13 protein-coding genes are annotated in these 16,066 nt (G+C 37.4%); 7 read left to right on the forward strand and 6 right to left on the reverse strand.

What is annotated here, in order from left to right; genetic code table 11:
* Window positions 1-8: 8 nt before the first annotated feature.
* The 5 genes from AC4IF5_RS15360 to AC4IF5_RS15380 all read right to left on the reverse strand — a co-directional run bounded on the left by AC4IF5_RS15360 (window position 9) and on the right by AC4IF5_RS15380 (window position 5,123).
* A complete protein-coding gene (locus AC4IF5_RS15360; protein WP_490735987.1) occupies window positions 9-485 on the reverse strand; it encodes a T9SS type A sorting domain-containing protein in 477 nt (158 codons plus the stop codon).
* A 6-nt stretch (window positions 486-491) separates the two neighbouring features.
* Window positions 492-1,325 carry a restriction endonuclease subunit S gene (locus tag AC4IF5_RS15365; protein WP_490735989.1) on the reverse strand — a complete coding sequence of 278 codons (834 nt, stop codon included), beginning with the start codon at window positions 1,323-1,325 and terminating at the stop codon, window positions 492-494.
* 263 nt (window positions 1,326-1,588) lie between these two features.
* Window positions 1,589-2,524, reverse strand: coding sequence for a DUF3871 family protein (locus AC4IF5_RS15370; RefSeq protein ID WP_490736012.1), 936 nt, complete (start codon window positions 2,522-2,524; stop codon window positions 1,589-1,591).
* 250 nt (window positions 2,525-2,774) lie between these two features.
* The gene (locus AC4IF5_RS15375; protein ID WP_490735991.1) at window positions 2,775-3,743 is read right to left on the reverse strand and encodes an AAA family ATPase; all 969 of its coding nucleotides are present in this window, start codon (window positions 3,741-3,743) and stop codon (window positions 2,775-2,777) included.
* A gap of 171 nt (window positions 3,744-3,914) precedes the next feature.
* Window positions 3,915-5,123, reverse strand: coding sequence for a tyrosine-type recombinase/integrase (locus tag AC4IF5_RS15380; protein ID WP_490735993.1), 1,209 nt, complete (start codon window positions 5,121-5,123; stop codon window positions 3,915-3,917).
* A 666-nt stretch (window positions 5,124-5,789) separates the two neighbouring features.
* Here AC4IF5_RS15380 and AC4IF5_RS15385 point away from each other — a divergent pair.
* The 7 genes from AC4IF5_RS15385 to AC4IF5_RS15415 all read left to right on the forward strand — a co-directional run bounded on the left by AC4IF5_RS15385 (window position 5,790) and on the right by AC4IF5_RS15415 (window position 14,955).
* Window positions 5,790-7,490: an alkaline phosphatase D family protein gene (locus tag AC4IF5_RS15385; RefSeq protein ID WP_490735995.1), complete on the forward strand. Its 1,701-nt coding sequence runs from the start codon at window positions 5,790-5,792 to the stop codon at window positions 7,488-7,490.
* A gap of 98 nt (window positions 7,491-7,588) precedes the next feature.
* On the forward strand, window positions 7,589-8,275 hold the full coding sequence (locus tag AC4IF5_RS15390; protein ID WP_490735997.1) for a hypothetical protein: 687 nt from the start codon (window positions 7,589-7,591) through the stop codon (window positions 8,273-8,275).
* Window positions 8,276-8,375: 100 nt separating this feature from the next.
* Window positions 8,376-9,242: a helix-turn-helix domain-containing protein gene (locus tag AC4IF5_RS15395; RefSeq protein WP_490735998.1), complete on the forward strand. Its 867-nt coding sequence runs from the start codon at window positions 8,376-8,378 to the stop codon at window positions 9,240-9,242.
* 888 nt (window positions 9,243-10,130) lie between these two features.
* Complete coding sequence (locus AC4IF5_RS15400; RefSeq protein WP_490736000.1) at window positions 10,131-11,054, forward strand: alpha/beta hydrolase; 924 nt, start codon at window positions 10,131-10,133, stop codon at window positions 11,052-11,054.
* A 96-nt stretch (window positions 11,055-11,150) separates the two neighbouring features.
* Window positions 11,151-12,077: an alpha/beta hydrolase gene (locus AC4IF5_RS15405; protein ID WP_490736002.1), complete on the forward strand. Its 927-nt coding sequence runs from the start codon at window positions 11,151-11,153 to the stop codon at window positions 12,075-12,077.
* Window positions 12,078-12,317: 240 nt separating this feature from the next.
* Window positions 12,318-13,898: a Na+/H+ antiporter gene (locus AC4IF5_RS15410; protein ID WP_490736004.1), complete on the forward strand. Its 1,581-nt coding sequence runs from the start codon at window positions 12,318-12,320 to the stop codon at window positions 13,896-13,898.
* Between the two features lie 10 nt (window positions 13,899-13,908).
* Complete coding sequence (locus tag AC4IF5_RS15415) at window positions 13,909-14,955, forward strand: MBL fold metallo-hydrolase (RefSeq protein WP_490736006.1); 1,047 nt, start codon at window positions 13,909-13,911, stop codon at window positions 14,953-14,955.
* Window positions 14,956-14,971: 16 nt separating this feature from the next.
* Here AC4IF5_RS15415 and AC4IF5_RS15420 read toward each other — a convergent pair whose 3' ends face one another.
* Entirely contained in the window at window positions 14,972-15,838 is an 867-nt protein-coding gene (locus AC4IF5_RS15420; protein WP_490736008.1) for a hypothetical protein, read from the reverse strand.
* Window positions 15,839-16,066: the final 228 nt, after the last annotated feature.

Below are 16,066 nucleotides of genomic sequence, written 5' to 3' on the forward strand. Positions count from 1 at the left end.
GCTAATAATTATCGTTTGGTAATATTTCGGCTAAAAATTCTTCCGTCTTTCAATGTAAAGCGTAATACGTACACTCCCCATTCATAGCCTGTCATATTAATTTTAATCTGTTTATTCAGATTAGGCATATTCTGCTGTTGGAATTTCCAGTGAACAGTACTGTGTTGATATAGTGATACAGATTCTATGAGTCCATCCACTTCTTCCGTCCAGTCAATGGTTAACACATCATTTACCGGAACTGGATATAACCTGATTTGTTTCCAAAAGGCTGCTTCATCAATGATTTGAGATTCTGGCTGAGTCTGGGTTACAGAAACAGTTTTAGCTTCTGTTTTTGCAGGCTCTTGTACTGTTTTCCCGGCTACATTAGTCCCTCTGTATCGTTGGTTTCCGGCTTCATCATATTTAAAGTAGACTTCGGTTTGAGAAAAACCAAAAAATCCTATCATCAGTGATGACAGCGATAGTAATTTTCTTTTCATTTGTGATTATTTTTGTGTTGATAATAGTTGTTGAACTTGCTGTTTCAACTCTCTAAGTTCTTCGGATTGCTTTTCTAATATTTCAATCTTTTCTGACTGTTGCTGTAATTTCTTGTTTTGCTCAATGGAATATAGTGTTAATTCTTCAATCTTTTCAAGAAGTTTGGAATTCATCTCAGCAACATTAATTCCGTTTTTGATCACTTCCTGGGCATTTGGAATATTAGGCAAATGTCCTTTTTCATTAATATGTTTTTCAACATCCTCTAAAGATCTCAGCTGATATTCTTTTGTAAACACATAATCAGCCCATACATTAGCTTTAACCTCAACTTCTTTCGCTTTAATTTTACCATCAAACCTGGCAATGGCATTATTGAAGAATTTTACCCATGTTCCATTATAACCATCCTGAATACCAAAATAGGTGGAACCGTCATTACCATCATTGGGCTGAGCTATAATAATATTGTGAGAAATGTCAAGATTTCTTAAAACAGTATCTCCTAATTCCCCACCAAAGCAACCGTTACATGTAGATTTCCCAATTTGAAACCTTCCCAATGGATTGGCAATCTCAAAAACAGTATTTTCATTATTATATACCCTCAAGGTAGTACCAGGATTGGTATCTGTATCATTTAGCCCAACTCTTAAGGCTCCCGTGGGAAGTATACGAAGTGATGAATTATTATTAGCCTTAAAAACTAATGGTTGATTATCAGTCGTCCCAATAAAATTATTGGCTGGATTAGTCCCCGTATTTCCGGTTAAGTTCCATGATTGCGCAAATGTAAATGACGACGCTAATAATGCCAACGAGAATAATTGTCTTTTCATAGTTGTGTAAGTATTAAGTAATTATATTTAAATTTTTCTGCAAAAGTATATTTTTTAGTTCACAATAAAAAGATTTATTTAATGGATTTAGCATGAACACTCTTAATCTTATTTTTAATCTATTCTTTACCAGTTATAATGCAAAGCTATCACAACAAAGCGACAGAACTTGACGTATTAAAAATTAAATTTACTTTTTGTTTACAATGTTCTTTTGCTTGTAGTGCATGTAAAAAAACTACCCCAATTAAGGGGCAGTCTCTCTAGCTCAAAAACCAACAGTAATCAGAATTACCATTGAGCGTTTTCTGAATACCTTTGGCAAATTCAAGGGCATTCAGATTCCTATCCAGGAAAGTATCTATATATGAAGACTTATTGGCCTGTGTGAAGAGATTATACACTGACCATAAATTGATGTTTCCATCTTCCTGTCTGCAAAAGTTCTTATCCTCGTAATAATCCTTCGCCATTGTATTAATATGGCTGTCATTGAAGTTTAACAAAGAAATATTCTGTTTTTCTTGCTTAGGTAGATGCTGATACAACCTGCTTCTGCCTATAAGCTGTGCAAACTGATGTTCAGAAAGAGAATCATGGGTAAGCTCCTTCATCTCCTTTAAATGAAGCTCTGCATCATAATTCTGCATAACATCCAATGTTTTGGAATATAAATCCTGAGTACCGGATACTCTCATATCTTCCTTGAATCCATCTGTTGACACACATAGATTACAGCATACCTGATTCTGAAATCCGATGAAAAACTTCATTCGTTCCAGTGTTTTCTTATTGTAAAGATTTTCCAGATTATAGCTTCTGACACCGCCTATTGTAAGTGATAGTTTATTTCCATTTACTATATCTGTTATACCAGGAATCCTGATAATAAATGCCATTCTTTCATAATAAATTGTTTTTTGGTGGTCCAATAGGTCTTTTACACTTAGGTGTATAGCATCCGGTGTCCTGCCTTTAATCTGGTGTGATACCCTTATTTCAGGTTCTGTAATACTCTGCATAGGAAATACCTTTTGCGCTGCATTCATTACTACATCGATAAATTCTTGGTGTGCAATTGTTTTTTCGTTATCTTTACTGAAAACCGGGATAATACAGTCGTTCTTTAAATGGTAGAGATTGACCGCTTGTGTATTGGCTTCAATGAAGGGTTTGTGTTCATATGTTTTCTCTTCCATTGGTTTATTTTCCTGGTGAACTTCAATTCTTTGAAAAGAACTATCAAACTCTTGATACTCCTTACTTTGCTCTGTCTCTGCCTGCTTTCTTGGTTTTGTTTCAGTTGGAACAACACCAGGAATAAAATAATCTTGATTTGAATGATGAGCTGTATCATTATTCATTCTGCTTTCATATAAAGAAATCTCTTTAATATTTTGTGCTGGTCTAAGTTCAAATGCTTCTTCTAATGTAGCTGGTCTGATATTATTAATGGTATCCATTGGTTGAAAAGTTTTGAGGGTTGGATAATTTTATTAAAAATGATTTTCTGGCTTCATACTCAGGCTTTAATTCCTGCTGATATTCTGGGTACTGTTTGTAAATAGCCAAAAGTTCAGCAATGGTATTGCTGGTGCTGATTCTATTGAGAATACTTTCCTTACTGATGTTACTATTAATACCATATTCTATAGGGAAGCGCTCATCACCAGGACCAAAATAATCTGTTGAGTTCAGAGAAGTGACAGAGGATTCAGAAGAGGTTGCAAAACTTGCAGTTTCTGCAATACCGGAATTACACCAGTTTAAAATAAGTTGTCCTGTATCAGCAGATATTTTAAACTCGGGCTTATCCATAAATAAACCTGTCCTGTCCTTGCTTGAGACAGCGAAATGTTTAATGTCTACATCAAAGACAATAGTAAATTCAAAATCAATACCATCTCTTTGAACAGCCTTTAATCCTACCTTTTCAGGAATAAATTTTCCATCTTTCTGATTTAAAACATAATCCTGTTTGGTTCTCATAGTAGCGATAATATGAACATTGGATTGAAGTATTTTATCAATAAACAATTTCTCTAAAGGCTTAATCTTTGCCCAATTCGTAAAACTGTTTCCTGCTAATGAGCTATGATAATCCAACAGATAATCCCAACAGTGGGAGATGCTATCTAAAATAATAACCTCCATTCCTGCTTTCTCACATATTTCAATAGCTTCTACATACTTTTGAGGTGTAAAAGGAGGAGTTAATGAAAGTACATTATAATTGCCCAAATGAGCATATAAATCGGCACTCCCATTTTCTGTGTCTATAACTGCTACTGTTGAGAAGTCACCATTGGTTAAGCCTTGTGCCAACAGCAAGCTTGAATAAGTTTTACCGCTTCCTGCACTACCTTGAAGAGCCATTTTTATCTTGGCTCTTTTTCTCTCGCTTTGTCTTAATTGCATAATTTTTAAAATTTAATGGTTAATATTCTTTATTTAAATGTTAATTTTTTAAATGAAAAAAGGTTAATCTCATATTGAAATTAACCTTATGTAGTTGATTTGTAGCTTGTTGTGTTGTTCTCTATGTTATCCGGGAGCTATTTTTGAAGATAAAAGGCACTTTGACACTTATTATAAGAGTTTACTCATAGCATCATCTATCACATCATTTTCAAGTTCTTTAAGATAAGCTTGTGTAATAGCTAAGTTCTGATGTCCCATTGCTTCTGAAATAATATCGGTAGAAACTCCCTTTTGCTTTAGGTTGGTAGCAAAACTATGTCTGGCAACGTAAGAAGTAATCTTATCATCAATTTTACATATTCTAGCTATTTCTCTTAAATCTTTGTTGTACTTTTTTAATGTTTTTTCTTTCCTGTATTCTAGCTGTAGCGGTGTAGAATCTTCTTTAAGTATGATTGGAAATACATAAGGTGTTTTTCTGTTCTGTGATTTATAATAGTTCAAGATTTCTTGTACCGGATCCAGAATCTTAATATTAAATTTACCTTTTGTTTTACTACGAATATAAGTTATTCTGTCTTCTACAATATTATCCCAAGTTAGTTTCATCATATCATAAAAGTTCATTCCACCAGTATAATAGCTGAACAAAAAGTAATTTTTAGTGTTAAGCAAGGTAGGATGTTTTGTAGTATCTAATTCTTTTATTTTCTGAACATTTTCAATACTTAATGCTCTTTTATTAGTTGACCCTTTTAGCTTAGATAATTTGTACTTATCAAAAGGATAATTTTCTTTTTTGGCATACTCTTTTTTTATAGCATCATTATACAAGGCTCTGATAGACCTCATTTTTACAGCAATACTACTTTCCATATTTCCACGTTCTCTTAAAAATATTTCATATTTATCGAGCAGTAATGGCGTAATGTCTTTAAAATAGATGGTCTTGTCATTTAGAAATTTCATGAAGCTTTGTTTGGAATCTTTAAAAAACCTTGCATTTCCAGTTCTACCTGTTTTGTTTAGATCTTCTATATGATTATCCCAGAAGGTATTTACAGATATTTTTTTATCGTTTTTGAAGTTGAAAAAGAGTTCTTCAAACTCTTCTAAAGTAATATCTTCTCCTTGAGAAATAGTATCGGTGATTATTTTTTCTGCTCTATTCTTTATTTCAATTAATGAATGATTAAGCTGTTTAAAATTAGGGTAACTTTTTCTGAATTCAGACTTAGTTTCATTCCATTGAGAAGTTTCGCATGATAAATTCAGTGAAATAAACTTAGATTTTCTATCTTTAGTTATTCTTAAGAAGATAGGGAAGAGCCCATTTGAAAGGGCTTTGGTTCTTTGGATTATTTTAATAGTTGCCATAGAGATTAAATTTAGCTGGGTACAACATAGGTACAACAAATTTATATAAAATAAGAAAAAATTGGAAATTAAAAGAATGTATAAATCTTATAAAGATCTTATTTTCAGCCGATTTGTTAAGAAATGAAAATATAGGAAATGAAAGTTACTCTTTCTCATAATCAGGTGGTCCCTGGTTCCCAGGTGGACCACAGAAAATCAACCGCTTACATAATGTGAGCGGTTTTTATTTTTTAAGATCTTTCTCTAGTAAAGTAAAACTTATTGAAATCATTTCAAAATTTCACGAAATTAAACTACTTATAGCACATCCTCAAAAACCTTCTCATCAGCTTCAATATTTATACAGGCAAGCGGTTAGTTTTTATGAGTGATAATAATATTATCCTTTTTAAAAAGGATCTCTTGTAAATGAATGTCACACTTTCTACTATCATTTTGCTTTTCTATTATTGTTGATGAATTCCAACAATATACTATGGATGAGAGCTAGGTATCAGTGACTTTTATATCAATATGATAAAAGGAGACATGGTATTATCTAATCTTAAGTATTTACTTGAATAAAATATTATGTCAAACATATGTTTAAAAAAAGCATAAAGAATAATTAAAACTCAGTTAACAGCCTTCTTCCGGAGATTCCGTTGCTTTGCAAAAAAAGTAATGATGGAAAACAATAACCAGCTCAACAGAAGAAGGTTTCTTAAAAATACACTATTGGCAGCCGGGGGAATCTTTATTGCTCCTTTAATTGAAAGCTGCAGTGATGATTTTACAGAGAGCGGAATGGCTCCTGATGACCTTAAAAATGCCGGCTTCGAATCCGGAGTTGCAAGTTTTGATCCTACAGCAGGTGGGGTGATTATCTGGACGAGGTATTCTGTGGGTATTGATGCTGAAATCACCTGGGAAATAAGTAAGAACAGTACTTTTTCTGAAGTGGTAAGGAGAGGACAGGTTAATGCAACGGCAGTCAATGACTTTACCGTAGCTGTTGATGTACAGAATATCTCTTCCAATACAAAATATTACTATAGATTTTACAACGTCAAAACCAGGGAGGTCAGTGTAACAGGAGAAACCCTTACATTACCTTCCAAGACAGATGCTGTCAGTGAAGTGAAAATGGCGGTGGTGTCATGCTCAAACTTTCCAGCCGGGCTTTTTAACGTATACGGAGCGATTGCTGCATCCGAAGCAGATGTAGTGGTACACCTTGGGGACTATATCTACGAATATGCTCCCGGGCAATACGGAACGAATCCTTACACCAATCAGCTTGGAAGAGCTCATATGCCTGCTAAGGAAATTCTGAACCTCGGCGATTACAGGGAAAGATACAGACAGTACAGAAGTGATAAGAACCTTCAGCTTCTTCACCAGAAAAAACCTTTCATTTGCGTGTGGGATGATCATGAATTTGCCAATGATACCTATAAGACCGGAGCAGAAAATCATCAGCCCAATGAAGGAGACTTTCAGGCAAGAAAAATGGCGGCTTTCCAGGCGTACAGCGAATATATTCCTCTTAAGACCGGGAAAGACCTGAAAATCTACAGAAGTTTCAGTTTCGGAAATATTCTTTCTTTGTATATGATGGATACAAGGGTGATTGCGAGAGATAAACAGATGGAGTATTCCGATTATCTGGACACTGCAGGAAACTTTAATGAGGCTCAGTTTAAAACAGATTTTTTGAGTCCGGACAGAAAACTGATCGGAAGTGACCAGATGTCATGGCTGGGTTCTCAGATCAATGCAGATACAGCAAAATGGAAAGTGCTGGGACAGCAGATCCTGATGACCAAAATGATGGTTCCTGCTGAACTCTTAATGCTGCTGAACCAGATTTTAGCAGAAATAAAACAGCATGGGAGTGCACAGCCGGCTACTATGCTGGCTCTTCAGAATACCCTTACTCCGCAGGAAATTGCGAGGATTACTACCACACTGCCTTATAATCTGGATGCCTGGGACGGGTACTTTATAGAAAGGGAGCAGCTGTATTCCATTTTGGCCGGAAAGAATGTTGTGGTGCTGGCAGGAGATACGCACAACGCATGGTTAGGAAAACTTAAAGATGCACAGGGAAATTTGATTGGAACAGAACTGGCATGCAGCTCGGTTTCCTCTCCGGGGCTTGAAGGCTATCTGGGAATCACATCAGACCCTACCCAGGCAATAGAATTGGCTCAGGCATTTTCTCTTTTGATCGATGATCTGGAGTATGCCAACCTTTATAAAAGAGGATATCTGCATGTGAAATTTACTTCCGGAAACGCCGTCGCAGAATGGAGGTTCGTAGACAATGTGATTTCCGAGACCTATAATACCAGTACAGAAAAAACATACACGATCTCGTAGTTTCAATAACATATCTTATTTTTCAATTTTGTACTGAAAGAGCTGTAGGAACCACTGCGGCTCTTTTATATTAACAGCATTTTTTGTATATTGAACAGATGCAAGAGGAGAGAAGAAAAGAATTTGTACCATTGGTTTCCAAACCCTGCTGGATCATTACCTGGCTGATCAGAATTTTCGGAATAGCGATATTGTTGGTTCTGTTTATTGTACTTTCTGTATTTCCTTTTCTGGTCTGTGAAAGGATAGAAGTGCTTGTGGTAATTGCCATTCTGTATTATCCAATCTGGTCTATAGCGATGTATCGGTTTTTCCGTTTTTTGAAAAAGGCAAGATCTGGATCTGTAATACGAATTATGGTGGATGACAAAGGAATTCATTATGATAAAGTAGATGGAAGCAGGGATGAAATTCTTTACAGTCAATTGGAAAGGTCTTATCTTTCAGAAGAATATGAGGTAAATCTGACATCGATGGGGAAAACATGGGTGCTGGCTGTAGGAGTAAATGGAAATGTGACCAGGGTAATGTTTGGGACGGATCCCGGATATTCCTATTATACAAAAAATGGCAGAGCTTTAAGAGCCAGATTCATTGAAGGAATTACCTGCTTCAGACCGGATTTGAAAATAGACCCGTTTGTCTTTGAGGAATTCTGTATTCATCCCGAAAAATTTACATTTGATAGGAAAAGGTATATGAAGCATGTCTTTCAGGCTGCCGTTATAGTAGGCATTATCTTATTGATAGGTTTAGTGCTTTTATTCATTATTACATCCAAATAGAATATAAACAGTAAAATGTATCCGTTTTTCCTGAATTTGTATCATAGGGTAACCAATCAAAATATCTAATTTTACCCCATTATTGAAAGCCTGTACTACAATGAGCACCAAAATATTGAGCATACCTGGATTTTGTCATTATCTGAATGTAGATAATCTGAAGAGTGATGACCTTCACATTGTAGACTTTGAAGCGCAGAATGATATCAGGTTAAAATCCGAACCCGTTACCATCGATTTCTATCTTTTGGCGATTAAGCCGCCGATGGAGATCAACTTCACGTCTTATCAGCTGCTGGAAGACCAGTCAGATTCGTCCTATGTGTATGTTGACTGTCCGCAGAACACTTTGGAATGGGAGATAGCACCACCATTTTCCGGACTTTGCATGATGGTAAGTGCCAAATACCTTGAGAAATATGCGAAGGATTATAGCTTTGTTCATTACAATAATCACGAAGCCCTTTTTCTGACCAGGGAAGAAGAAACCATTTTGTGGGACCTGTTCAGAAAAGCAAATCACGAATTTCAGAAAGAATACTACTCACGAACGGTGATCATTTCTTATGTCAATTTGATTCTTACTTATGTTAAAGATTTTTATAACCGCCAGTTCGATACCAGAAGCGATATTTACCATAAGGTCATTGATGAATTTTATAAGAACCTGGAAAACTATTTCAGAGAAAATGAAAATGTGGCAGGCCTCCCTTCGGTAGCATATTTTGCACAGAAAAGTAACCTTTCGGCCAATTATTTTGGGGACCTTATCAAGCACTTTACAGGGAAATCCCCGTTGGACCATATTCATGACTATGTCGTAAAGCTGGCCAAAGACAGATTAAAGAATACCACCCTTTCTGTAAGTGAAATATCATACAGCCTCGGCTTCGATTATCCCAATTACTTTGCAAGATTCTTCCGTAAAAAAACAGGATTATCACCCAAGGTCTTCAGAAATCAGTAAAAATATATTCAACATGATAAAAGGCGGCTCAATGAGTTGTCTTTATTTTTTTCAGGAGCTTTATCCCGCTATCCACTCATACTCCTCACGCCGGATCTTGCCCATCCCATAACCCTGGCCCTCCGGCCTATGCTGCGGGGTAACCGTTACTATCGGGGCTAGGATATGTCATTAAGTATCAATATTGGTTTTCTATATTAACCTGAGTTCGGGATAAGAAACAAAGGTTTAAGTCAGGAAGCTGGAAGAGGGAAGCTGGAAGTTAATATTGAACAAATAATTTCTGATAGTTATCATAAAACTTGATGAAGTACTTCTTAAAACAAGAATGAAATTGATCTTCAGCTGTTTTCAAACCTCAATAACTTCCTTCTTCCAGCCTCCAGCTTCCAAATCTTATTTTCAGGTAAAGTGCCTTATCCCGAATTCAGGTTATATTAATAAGAGTGTTTAGCCGGCTCAGATATGATATGACATTCCAATTCATTTGGCTTATCCAAAACCTAAAACCAATGCTTCATTCGTGTAAATTCGTGTAATTAGTGGCCAAATAAACAAACGCGATCATCATGATAACACTACCATCATATATAAAAATCAATTCATACCCATCATAAAATATATGCGGTCATTCGTGTGAATTTGTGACCAAGATTCTCATAAGAAATATACATAAACATCTGTGAAAATCTGTGTTATCTGTGGTTAAATAAATTCCCGCTCTTTTAGACAACTTTAAAGATTAATGCCATTTATACCTAAAATAAAAAGGTAAAATGTATCTGTTTTCAGGTAATGTGTCTCCGTTTCGAGGCAATAGGTCTCCATACCTTTGGGATATCAAAAAGAGTTAATAATTCAATCAGTAACAAATAAAAATTTAAAGTCATGTCACAAGAAAAGATCAGTATCAGAAACGGAAATGGTCAGGGTATTACCCTTTCAGCCATTATCAATTTTCCTGAAGGATTTGACCGGGACAAAAAATATCCGGCAGTGGTAGTTTCTCACCCGGGTGGTGGAGTAAAAGAGCAGACAGCAGGTCTATACGCGGGAAAACTATCCGAACATGGATTCATCACGGTTGCTTACGATGCTTCATACCAGGGAGAAAGTACAGGAGAGCCACGCCAGCTGGAAAATCCATATATAAGAACAGAAGATATAAGTGCGGTTATAGATTACTTAACGACCTTACCTTATACCGATGCCAATAGGATCGGTGCAATGGGAATCTGTGCGGGGGCAGGGTATACTGCCAATGCGGCGATCAATGACCATAGAATAAAGGCGGTAGGAATGATCAGTGCAGTAAACATCGGATCGATGTTCAGAAACGGTTGGGAAAACAATGTAAAAGATGCCGATTCATTACCTTATTTACTGGCAGGCTCCAATGCAAGAACGGCAGATGCTGATCATCCGGAAATTCAGACCATTCCATTGGCACCAATGAGAGAAGAAGATGCTCCGAATGAAGAATTAAGAGAGGCCTGGGAATATTATCATACAGACCGTTGCCAGTATCCTACGGCTCCTGGGGTTGTGACAGCAAGAAGCCTTACACAGATCATTTCATATGATGCCTACCATAAAGCGGAAGCTTTTTTTACACAACCGTTATTGGCTTTAGTAGGAAGTGTTGCGGGAAGCGCATGGATGAGTGATGACCTTATTGAGCGTGCAGCAACCACAGACAAAAGAAAATATATTATAGAAGGAGCGAACCATATGTCTCTATACGACAGAGAAAACTATGTGAACGAAGCCGTAGGGCAGTTGGTTCCATTCTTTCAGGAAAAACTGGCTTAAGTAGAAAAGTTAAAAGAAAGCAGAAAAGTCATCTGTGGCACAATAGCCAGCAACCAATAATTAGTAACCCACAACTAACAACAAAAAATAAAAAAAATGAACACACAATCAGTAACATTTAAAAATATCGCATGGGATAATGCCGCAATATTGATTTTCCCGGCAGATTTCAACGAAAGCAAAAAGTATCCCACCATAATATCCATGCACCCTATCGGAAGCTGTAAAGAACAGACCGCTGGTAATGTATACGGAAAAGCTTTGGCTGAAGCGGGATTTGTTGTATTGGCATTCGATGCTTCTTTTCAGGGAGAAAGCGGGGGAACTCCTCGATATATAGAAAACCCTTATCAGCGTACCGATGATGTGCGTTATGCCATTGACTATCTGGAAACCCTGCCTTATGTAGATGTGGACAAGATAGGAATCCTGGGCATTTGTGGCGGTGGCGCTTATGCTCTGAATATTGCGATGACAGAACGGAGAATTAAAGCTGTAGTTTCTATTACCGGAGTCAACTTCGGGCGGCTTCTGAGAGACGGTTTTGCAGGTGGAAGTCCTCTGGAAGTCCTGGAAAATATAGCCAAACAGCGTTCTTCAGAAGCCGCAGGAAATGATCTGCTGACCATCAATATGCTGCCGGATTCGGTAGTAGCCGGAAAAGAAGCGGGAATCAAAGACATTGATATTTTAGAAGCAACAGATTATTATAAGACTTCAAGAGGGCAGGCTCCGGGTGGAGCGACCAGTGCTGTTTATTCCCGTATGGCGGTAGGAATGGGCTGGGATGCATTTCATTTAAGTGAAACCTTGCTTACTCAACCTATTCTGGTGGTGATCGGAGATAAGCCCGGAGGTTTCGGAGCTTACAGAGACGGGTATGAGATCGTAAGAAGAGCTGCATCAGCAAAGAAGGAACTAATGATCATAGAAGGATATTCGCATTATGAACTTTATGACCAGCCTGAACCGGTAGGACAGGCATTGGCAAAAGTAATCCCTTTTTTCAGAGAAAACCTTTAATCATCAATGCTGCCGTACATTTTCGTATGGCAGCATATTTTTGACCAAATCAGAAAAAATATCAACAAAAGTATTTGCCTGTCTTTAAAAATTACACAGTAAAACTTCAGACTGTAAAAAATAAAAAACTTCCGGAGCGAATACCCCTATTTATTTTTCTATTGAGATGGAAAATCAAATAAAAAAAAAGAATATTTCTCAAAAATTATTTAATTTGGTTTGAAAATTAATTGAAAAACAATGGTGGAAAATTTTATTTATTACTTAGGACTGGTCCTGGTAATTATTGCAGCTATTATGCTGGCCAATCGTTTAAAAGTAGCCTATCCTATTATATTGGTTATTGCTGGGCTTCTTATCAGTTTTATTCCCGGTTTGCCGGTTATTAAAATTGATCCCGAACTTATATTTATTATTTTTCTTCCGCCGCTTTTGTATGAAGCCGCTTTTGCCGTTTCCTGGAAGGAAATATGGAAGCTGAGACGTATCATTACCAGCTTTGCTTTTATTGTGGTTTTCCTTACCGCAATATCGGTCGCCTTTGTGGCAAACTCATATATTCCGGGATTTTCATTGGCATTAGGATTTGTACTCGGAGGAATTGTATCACCTCCGGATGCCGTGAGCGCAGGAGCTATTCTGAAATTTGTAAAAGTTCCCAAGAATGTCTCTACTGTTTTGGAGGGAGAAAGCTTATTCAATGATGCTTCTTCACTGATCATTTTCAGGTTTGCAATGGTGGCTGTTGCTACTGGACAGTTTATATGGCAGGAAGCAGCCCTAAGTTTTGGATGGATGGTATTCGGAGGGTTGGGAATAGGCATTGTGCTGGCTTATATTTTTCTGAAAATAGAAAAAATATTTCCTACCGATGTCAATATGGATGCTATACTCAGTCTGGTAGCCCCTTATGTCATGTATATCGCGGCAGAAGAGGTCCATGCGTCCGGTGTGCTTGCCGTTGTAAGCGGAGGACTTTTTCTTTCCGTAAGAAGGCATGAAATTTTCAGGACCTCAGAATCAAGGCTAAGAGGTTCTAATGTATGGGAAAGCTTTGTGTTTCTGATCAATGGTATTGTGTTTTTGCTGATTGGGTTAGATCTGCCGGAAATTATGGTAGGACTGGATAAAGAGGGAATAAGCCTTTCCAATGCTGTGGGATATGGATTATTGATTACGGCAGTATTGATCATTGTGCGCTTTTTTGCCTCTTTTGGGGCGGTTTTCGTTACCCTGATCATGCGGAATTTCATTAATGTGGCCGATAGAGATCCCGGGATGAAAGCACCGATACTCATGAGCTGGACCGGAATGCGTGGGGTAGTCTCTTTAGCGGCGGCATTATCCATTCCTGTCATGATGGACAACGGACAACCCTTTCCACACCGTGACCTCATTCTCTTTATTACCTTTATAGTGATTCTTGCTACTCTGATTATTCAGGGACTGACGCTGCCGGCACTGATCAGCAAACTAAATTTAGCTGATAACGGAGGAGATTATATGTCTGAAGAAGAATCGGAACAATTTTTAAGAAAAGAAATACGTCGTGTTGCCTTCAGGTATCTGGATGAAAACTATAAAGAACGAAGAAGTGAAAATGAATATTTCAACAGGTTGATGGACCGCTGGGAGCAGGAAGATCAGGAAGACTCCGTTCACAAGCTTTCAGATGAGGCTAAAGATATCTATTTTGAAACCCTGGAACAGCAGCGCATCTGGCTCCGGGAAGAAAACAGACGTAATCCGAATATTGATGAAGAATATATAAGGCATTATTTGACAAGGCTGGATCTGGAAGAAGAAAGACTTAGAATGTAAAAACAAAGCAATGAATTTAGTAAAGCAGCTTGGGCAGTTTCCCGATGAAAAAAGAAAAGAATATTTCAGTACGCTTCCCAATTATCTCAACGGAAGATTTCAGAATATACTGACTACACCTCCTTTGCTCGAAGGAGAAAGTATGACAAAAGCATTGTTTCAAAGCCTTTGCAAAGTAGAGAATACCTCTCCCGCATCTGAACTTCCCTATGTGGTTACAGACCTCAGGAATCTTCGGCCTGAAGAAAATGTTCTCGTATGGTTTGGGCACAGTTCCTACTTGATACAGATTGATGGCAGGAAATTTCTGATCGATCCTGTTTTCAGTGGAAATGCCTCCCCGATGCCCGGCTCTGTCAAAGCTTTTCAGGGAGCTGACTATTATAAACCAGAGCATATGCCTGAGGTAGACTTTTTACTCATTTCCCACGATCATTGGGATCACCTGGATTATGTTACCGTTCAGGCTTTAAAAGATAAAGTGGGAAAAGTCATTTGTGGCTTGGGAACCGGACAGCATTTTGAATATTGGGGCTGGAGCCATGACAAGATCATAGAAAAGAACTGGTGGGAAAGCATTGATATAGCAGAAGGATTCAGGATTACTCTTACACCGGCAAGACATTTTTCCGGAAGGCTGCTGAACAGGAATATTTCGCTCTGGACTTCCTTTGTATTGAAAACCCCTTCTATGAACCTGTTTCTGGGTGGAGACAGTGGCTATGGAAACCACTTTACAGAAATTGGAAATCAATATGGACCATTTGACCTCGCTGTCATGGAAAACGGGCAATACAATGAAAAATGGCCGTATATTCATACATTGCCGGAGCAGCTTATGACAGAGATACAGGAATTAAAGGCTAAGAACTTTATTCCGGTACACAACTCAAAGTTCAAGTTAGCTCAGCATGCCTGGTACGAACCTTTGCAGCTGGCAGCAAAATATGCAGAGGAAAAAAATATTCCGGTTACCCTTCCTAAGATCGGGGAGAAAGTAGATCTGAACCACCTGGATAATGTAACCTGGGAAAGATGGTGGGAAGAATACATTTGAGAATACAATAATTATATCACCATCCTGTTATCAAAAGATTGCTTGCTGCTTTCACGCTGCATTTCTGATATTTGGAATAGGCTAAGGCAGCCCTGTTTCTGATCTGCTCTCCCGTTTCATTGCGGATATATCCGGTTAGAGCATCATGAAGAATATAAGCTTCAGGAGCCATAAGGTGACTGGTCCATACCAGGGGATTGGCTTTGGTTTCTCGTAATAATGGCGAAAAGAATTTTTTGCTGTAGCAGGCTAGAATGATGCAGTCCCTTGTTTTTCCATCCGTATTTTTAAAAGATTCGGATAACTGAAAATCCATTAATCCGTCATGTCCTACATAGGAGACAAGTTTTGAATTTCCATAGATTCCGATCTTTGTATGATTAACAGTAATGACATCTTTTAGCTGACCGGAGCTGCTGTATAAAAAATCTTTAGTGCAATTCTTGATATACTGCCCATCATATGCATCAGCAACCAGATAGTAATTTTTATTTGAAACATTTTGAAAAATAAGCCTTTCCATCCTGATGGAATCCTTTTTCTCTGTTTTTAAAAGTTTCCATTCCTTACTTTTGTTAAAATAAGTACGCACTCCATAACCTGCTCCCCAATACAGATTCTGATCAGGATCCTGCCCGTTCCCTATTTTTTCAGGCACCGGAACAATCCCCTGATAGGTATTGTCACATAATGCCACAAGAACATGGATCGTTTTTGTACTTTGGTCAAAAGTATCCACATTTTTTAGCTTTTTTCCGGATTTATCCATAGACTGTCCGGCTATGTTGCTGCCTGTCTCTTTACCTTTAGATTCACAACCTGAAAGAGATAAGGTTAAGAAAAGCAACAGGAAGAAAAATGAAATGGGATCTTGTATTTTCATTGTGTATTGAGACTTTCATTAAAAATACAAATAAATCTGGGATAGGAGAATTTTGATGAGGGATATTTAAAGTTAAAGGGCACTTTAAAATAGATAGCTTACCGTTTACTTCGCTTTATTTTTACCATCAATGCAGGAATTTTTTTCATTTGTGTATTCTAAGACATGTGCAAATTATATCTTATTAAATTTACAAAAGGTTCCTCTCTTTTTACCACTGCAAATATT

Source organism: Chryseobacterium sp. UF-290 (assembly GCF_058245615.1).

Excerpts from the sequence above, each read along its gene's own strand:
- AC4IF5_RS15365 (WP_490735989.1), bottom strand. The coding sequence starts at position 1,325 with ATGAAAAGACAATTATTCTCGTTGGCATTATTAGCGTCGTCATTTACA.
- AC4IF5_RS15385 (WP_490735995.1), top strand. The coding sequence starts at position 5,790 with ATGATGGAAAACAATAACCAGCTCAACAGAAGAAGGTTTCTTAAAAAT.
- AC4IF5_RS15410 (WP_490736004.1), top strand. The coding sequence starts at position 12,318 with ATGGTGGAAAATTTTATTTATTACTTAGGACTGGTCCTGGTAATTATT.
- AC4IF5_RS15375 (WP_490735991.1), bottom strand. The coding sequence starts at position 3,743 with ATGCAATTAAGACAAAGCGAGAGAAAAAGAGCCAAGATAAAAATGGCT.
- AC4IF5_RS15420 (WP_490736008.1), bottom strand. The coding sequence starts at position 15,838 with ATGAAAATACAAGATCCCATTTCATTTTTCTTCCTGTTGCTTTTCTTA.
- AC4IF5_RS15390 (WP_490735997.1), top strand. The coding sequence starts at position 7,589 with ATGCAAGAGGAGAGAAGAAAAGAATTTGTACCATTGGTTTCCAAACCC.
- AC4IF5_RS15400 (WP_490736000.1), top strand. The coding sequence starts at position 10,131 with ATGTCACAAGAAAAGATCAGTATCAGAAACGGAAATGGTCAGGGTATT.
- AC4IF5_RS15380 (WP_490735993.1), bottom strand. The coding sequence starts at position 5,123 with ATGGCAACTATTAAAATAATCCAAAGAACCAAAGCCCTTTCAAATGGG.
- AC4IF5_RS15360 (WP_490735987.1), bottom strand. The coding sequence starts at position 485 with ATGAAAAGAAAATTACTATCGCTGTCATCACTGATGATAGGATTTTTT.
- AC4IF5_RS15415 (WP_490736006.1), top strand. The coding sequence starts at position 13,909 with ATGAATTTAGTAAAGCAGCTTGGGCAGTTTCCCGATGAAAAAAGAAAA.
- AC4IF5_RS15370 (WP_490736012.1), bottom strand. The coding sequence starts at position 2,524 with ATGGAAGAGAAAACATATGAACACAAACCCTTCATTGAAGCCAATACA.
- AC4IF5_RS15395 (WP_490735998.1), top strand. The coding sequence starts at position 8,376 with ATGAGCACCAAAATATTGAGCATACCTGGATTTTGTCATTATCTGAAT.
- AC4IF5_RS15405 (WP_490736002.1), top strand. The coding sequence starts at position 11,151 with ATGAACACACAATCAGTAACATTTAAAAATATCGCATGGGATAATGCC.